Origin of the sequence: Micrococcus sp. HMSC31B01 (assembly GCF_001816085.1) — a bacterium.
In the GTDB taxonomy this organism is placed as follows: Bacteria; Actinomycetota; Actinomycetes; order Actinomycetales; family Micrococcaceae; genus Micrococcus; species Micrococcus luteus.
In genome coordinates this window covers 1-4,113 of record NZ_KV825354.1, presented here as the reverse complement: position 1 = coordinate 4,113, position 4,113 = coordinate 1, and the positions used below count along the sequence as shown (strand labels likewise).

The 4,113-nt window shown below is 74.7% G+C and carries 5 protein-coding genes; 1 reads left to right on the top strand and 4 read right to left on the bottom strand.

The annotated features are described in order from the left end of the window. Window positions 1-36: 36 nt before the first annotated feature. From HMPREF3105_RS10750 to clpS, 4 genes are read right to left on the bottom strand one after another with little or no spacing between them, the layout of a single operon-like run. Window positions 37-852, bottom strand: a complete 816-nt coding sequence (locus tag HMPREF3105_RS10750; protein ID WP_069941944.1) for an MBL fold metallo-hydrolase — start codon at window positions 850-852, stop codon at window positions 37-39. After that, window positions 849-1,781 (bottom strand): glutamate racemase, encoded by a 933-nt coding sequence (gene murI / locus HMPREF3105_RS10745; protein ID WP_049145229.1) that lies wholly within the window; start codon window positions 1,779-1,781, stop codon window positions 849-851. Before murI ends, HMPREF3105_RS10750 begins: the two co-directional genes overlap by 4 nt. Then, the gene (locus HMPREF3105_RS10740; protein ID WP_036313009.1) at window positions 1,778-2,545 is read right to left on the bottom strand and encodes a DUF2017 family protein; all 768 of its coding nucleotides are present in this window, start codon (window positions 2,543-2,545) and stop codon (window positions 1,778-1,780) included. Before HMPREF3105_RS10740 ends, murI begins: the two co-directional genes overlap by 4 nt. An 8-nt stretch (window positions 2,546-2,553) precedes the next feature. Next, on the bottom strand, window positions 2,554-2,916 hold the full coding sequence (gene clpS / locus HMPREF3105_RS10735) for an ATP-dependent Clp protease adapter ClpS (protein WP_002857236.1): 363 nt from the start codon (window positions 2,914-2,916) through the stop codon (window positions 2,554-2,556). A gap of 64 nt (window positions 2,917-2,980) precedes the next feature. On the opposite strand from clpS, the gene HMPREF3105_RS10730 reads away from it, so the two are divergent. Then, the coding region (locus HMPREF3105_RS10730) for a nicotinate phosphoribosyltransferase (protein WP_070709584.1) at window positions 2,981-4,113 on the top strand (1,133 nt) is incomplete at its 3' end.

Here is a 4,113-nt window from a genome sequence, read left to right as displayed (position 1 = left end):
CAAGAACCTCATGACCCACAACATCTAGGCACGCCCTCAGACGCCGTAGCTCAGCCCCGAGACGGCGACGGCCAGCGGGCCGTCGTACACCGCGCGGGCCTCCTGGACGGCGCGCTGCGGATCGTTCCACACCGGCAGGTGCGTGAGCAGCAGCTTCCGCGCCCCGGCCTGCGCCGCCGTCTCGCCGGCCCGTCGGCCGGTCAGGTGGACGCCGTCGATGCCGTCGTCCCGGCCCTCGTGGAAGGCGGCCTCGCACAGGAACACGTCCGCGTCCCGCGCGGCCTCGACGAGCCCCTCACACGCGTCGGTGTCCCCGGAGTAGGTGAGCACGCGGGTGGTGACGTCGCCGTCGTCGTCGACGCGGTCCACCTCGACCCGGATCGCGTAGGCCTCGTCGATGGGATGGCGCACGGGGACCGGGGTGAACCGGAACGGACCGAGCCGCTCGGTGCGGCCGGCGGCCCAGCACCGGAACTCGAAGTCCTGGTGCATCCCCGGCTCGGGGTCCATCCCGTACGCCTCGGCGATGCGGTCGGCGGTGCCGGCGGGTCCGTAGACGGGCAGCCGGCCGCGGTCCCAGCCGGCCGGGTTCCAGCGGATGGCCACGTGCATCCCGCACAGGTCCATGAAGTGGTCCGGGTGCAGGTGGGAGAGCAGGATGCCGTCCAGGTCCTCGAGCTCGACGTAGCGCTGCAGCACGCCGAGGGCGCCGTTGCCGAGGTCCAGCAGGATCCGCCATGTGCGCGGGGTGACGCCGTCCTCGGCCACGCCCTCGGCGGTGAGGAGGTAGCACGAGGCGGGTGAGCCCGGGCCGGGGAAGGACCCGGAGGCCCCGATGATGGTCAGCTTCACGTCACACCCTCCTGCTCGGCGCCCAGCCGCACGAAGGCCGTCGAGCGCGTCGGGACCGGCGCGGCCGCGGGGCGGGGCGCGCCGATCGTCTCCAGGCGGCGCACGGACTCGACCTCGGGTCCGAGGAAGCGGCGCGCGAGGGCCTGGAAGTGGTCGGGGTCGCCGGTGGCGGCGAAGCGGTGGCGGGTGGCCTGGCCGGAGCCCGCGGCCGAGTGGGGGTGCTCGAGGCCGAGGCGGACCAGTTCCCGGTAGAGGTCCTTGGCGGTCTCCTCCGCGGAGGAGACGAGCGTGACGTCCTCCCCCATCACGAGCGAGAGGGCGCCGGTCAGCAGCGGGTAGTGGGTGCATCCCAGCACGAGGGTGTCCACGCCCGCCGCGCGCAGCGGGGCCGTGTACTCCCGGGCGGTCTCCAGCAGTTCGGGGCCGGTGGTGATGCCGGCCTCCACGAACTCCACGAACCGCGGGCACGCGACCGAGGTGATCTCGAGGTGCGGGGCGGCCGAGAACGAGTCCTCGTAGGCGCGGGACCCGACGGTCGCCTCGGTGCCGATCACGCCGATCCGGCCCGTGCGGGTGGCGGCCACGGCGCGGCGCACGGCGGGCTGGATCACCTCGATCACGGGGATGCCGTGGCCTCCCGTGTAGCGCTCGCGGGCGTCGCGCAGCACGGCGGCCGACGCGGAGTTGCACGCGATCACGAGCGCCTTGACGCCGCGCGCGACGAGCTCGTCCATGATCGCCAGGGCGAGGGCCCGTACCTCGGCGATGGGCCGCGGGCCGTACGGCGAGTGCTCCGTGTCGCCCACGTAGAGGATGGACTCGTGGGGCAGCTGGTCCATGATCGCCCGGGCCACGGTCAGCCCGCCCACGCCCGAGTCGAACACGCCGATCGGCGCCGCGGCGTCCACGGCGGCGCGCTGGCCGCTCACTGCTCGCCCTCCGCGTCCCCGGCGCCCGGCGCGGACTCGTCCGAGCCCTCGGGCAGCTCGCTGAGCATCTCCGTCATGAGCGTCTCCAGCAGCCACGAGGTGAAGTTGTAGAGCAGGGCCATGGTGGACTCGACGTCCTCCGCGCTGCGCCAGTCGTCCACGGCGTGCACGCGGGCGGCGTCCTCCTCGGTCTCGACGCCCAGGCGGGCGGCCAGGACGAGGCGCACGTCGTTGAGCGCGCGGCCGAAGGCCGGCGCCTGGTCGTGCGGCACCTCCACGCGCGTCGAGCGCAGCAGCTCGAGGGCCAGGCGCGCGTCCGCGAGCTTCCCCTCCGACAGGGCGTCCTCGGTCAGGGCCCGGTGGGCGCCCTGTTCGGCGGCGCCGGCCTGGGGCATCGCATCCGGCAGGAGGCGTGCGACGGCCGGGTCGGTGGGGGCCGAGCGCTGCGGCTCCGGGTCCTGGCTCAGGTGCAGGCCGGAGACCAGCCCCCAGAACGCGGCGTCGGACGCGTCCAGCCCGGCCACGGGGCCCGCGTCCTGCGCGGCGGACACGGACGGCGGCGCCGCCGGGGGATCTTCGGGCGTGTCGACGCCGTCCTCGGCGGCCGGGGCCTCGGCGGGGTCCGCCTCGGCGGGGCGCACGTCCGCGCGTCGGCCCTCGAGCAGGGCGACGACGTCCCTGACCAGCCCGCGCAGCAGGCGCACCTCCGGCAGCTCCAGCTGCGCCGTGTACCCCCGCCGCGTCCAGCGGAACCGTTCTGCCATGCCCCTCCTCAGTCCTCCGCCTGCTCCAGCGTGGCCCACAGACCGTAGCCGTGCATCGCGCCCACGTGCAGCTCGGCCTTCTCCTTGGTGCCCGTCGCCACCACGGACCGGCCCCGCTCGTGGACCTCGAGCATGAGCCGCTGCGCCTTGGCGGCGGAGTAGCCGAAGTGGGTGCGGAACACGTAGGCGACGTAGCTCATCAGGTTCACCGGATCGTTCCACACCACGACGTTCCACGGCCGGTCCCGGGCCGTGTCCTCGTGAGGCCGCTCCAGCAGGGCGGTGTCGGTGGCGCCGGCGGGGACGGACTCACCCGGCGCCGGACGCACGGCGCGCGGCGCGGACGGATCGTGGCGGGTCAGCACGGACATGCGCCCCAGTGTACGAGGCGGGCGGGCCAGGACCGGCCCCGCCACGGTCCACTAGGGTGGGCGCGTGAGCCAGAACCCCGTGCCCAGCGCCCCGCGGACCGCCGACGACTGGCAGATCCCCACGGCGCTGATGACCGACCACTACGAGCTGACCATGCTCCAGGCCGCGCTGAAGGCCGGCACCGCGCACCGCCGCTCCCGCTTCGAGCTGTTCACCCGACGCCTGCCCAGCGGCCGCCGCTACGGCGTGGTGGCCGGCGTGGGCCGCGCGCTGGAGGGCCTGTCCCGCTTCCGGTTCGACACGCCCGAGCTCGACTTCCTCGCGGACACCACCGCCCTCGACGACGCCACGCTGGCCTGGCTCGCCGACTACGAGTTCACGGGCGACATCGTGGGCTACGCCGAGGGCGAGGCCTACTTCCCGCACTCCCCCCTCCTGCAGGTGGAGTCGACGTTCGCCGAGGCGTGCATCCTGGAGACCTACCTGCTCTCCATCTACAACTACGACTCCGCCGTGGCCTCCGCCGCCTCCCGCATGACGGCCGTCGCGGACGGCCGCCCGTGCGCCGAGATGGGCTCGCGCCGCACGCACGAGGAGTCCGCCGTGGCCGCCGCCCGCGCCGCGGCCATCGCGGGCTTCACCGCCACCTCGAACCTCGAGGCGGGCCGCCGGTACGGCATCCCGACCGTCGGCACCGCCGCCCACTCCTTCACCCTGCTGCACGACTCGGAGCGCGCCGCCTTCGAGGCCCAGGTCGCCGCGCTCGGGGCGGACACCACCCTCCTCGTGGACACGTATGACGTGGAGCAGGGCGTGCGCACCGCGGTCGAGGTGGCCGGCCCGGCCCTGCGGAACGTCCGGGTCGACTCCGGCGACCTCGTGATCCAGGCCCACCGCGTGCGCGAGCTGCTCGACGAGCTGGGCAACACCGAGACCGGGATCATGGTCACCTCGGACCTGGACGAGTACGCGATCGCCGCCCTGCGCTCCGCCCCCGTCAGCTCGTACGGCGTGGGCACGCGCCTGGTCACCGGGTCCGGCGCGCCCACCGCCTCCATGGTCTACAAGCTCGTGGCCCGCCAGGACGACGACGGCACGTGGGTGGACGTGGCCAAGGCCAGTTCCGGCAAGGCCAGCCGGGGCGGCCGCAAGGAGGCCGCGCGCCGCCGCGACCCGCGGGGCCGGGCCACCGCCGA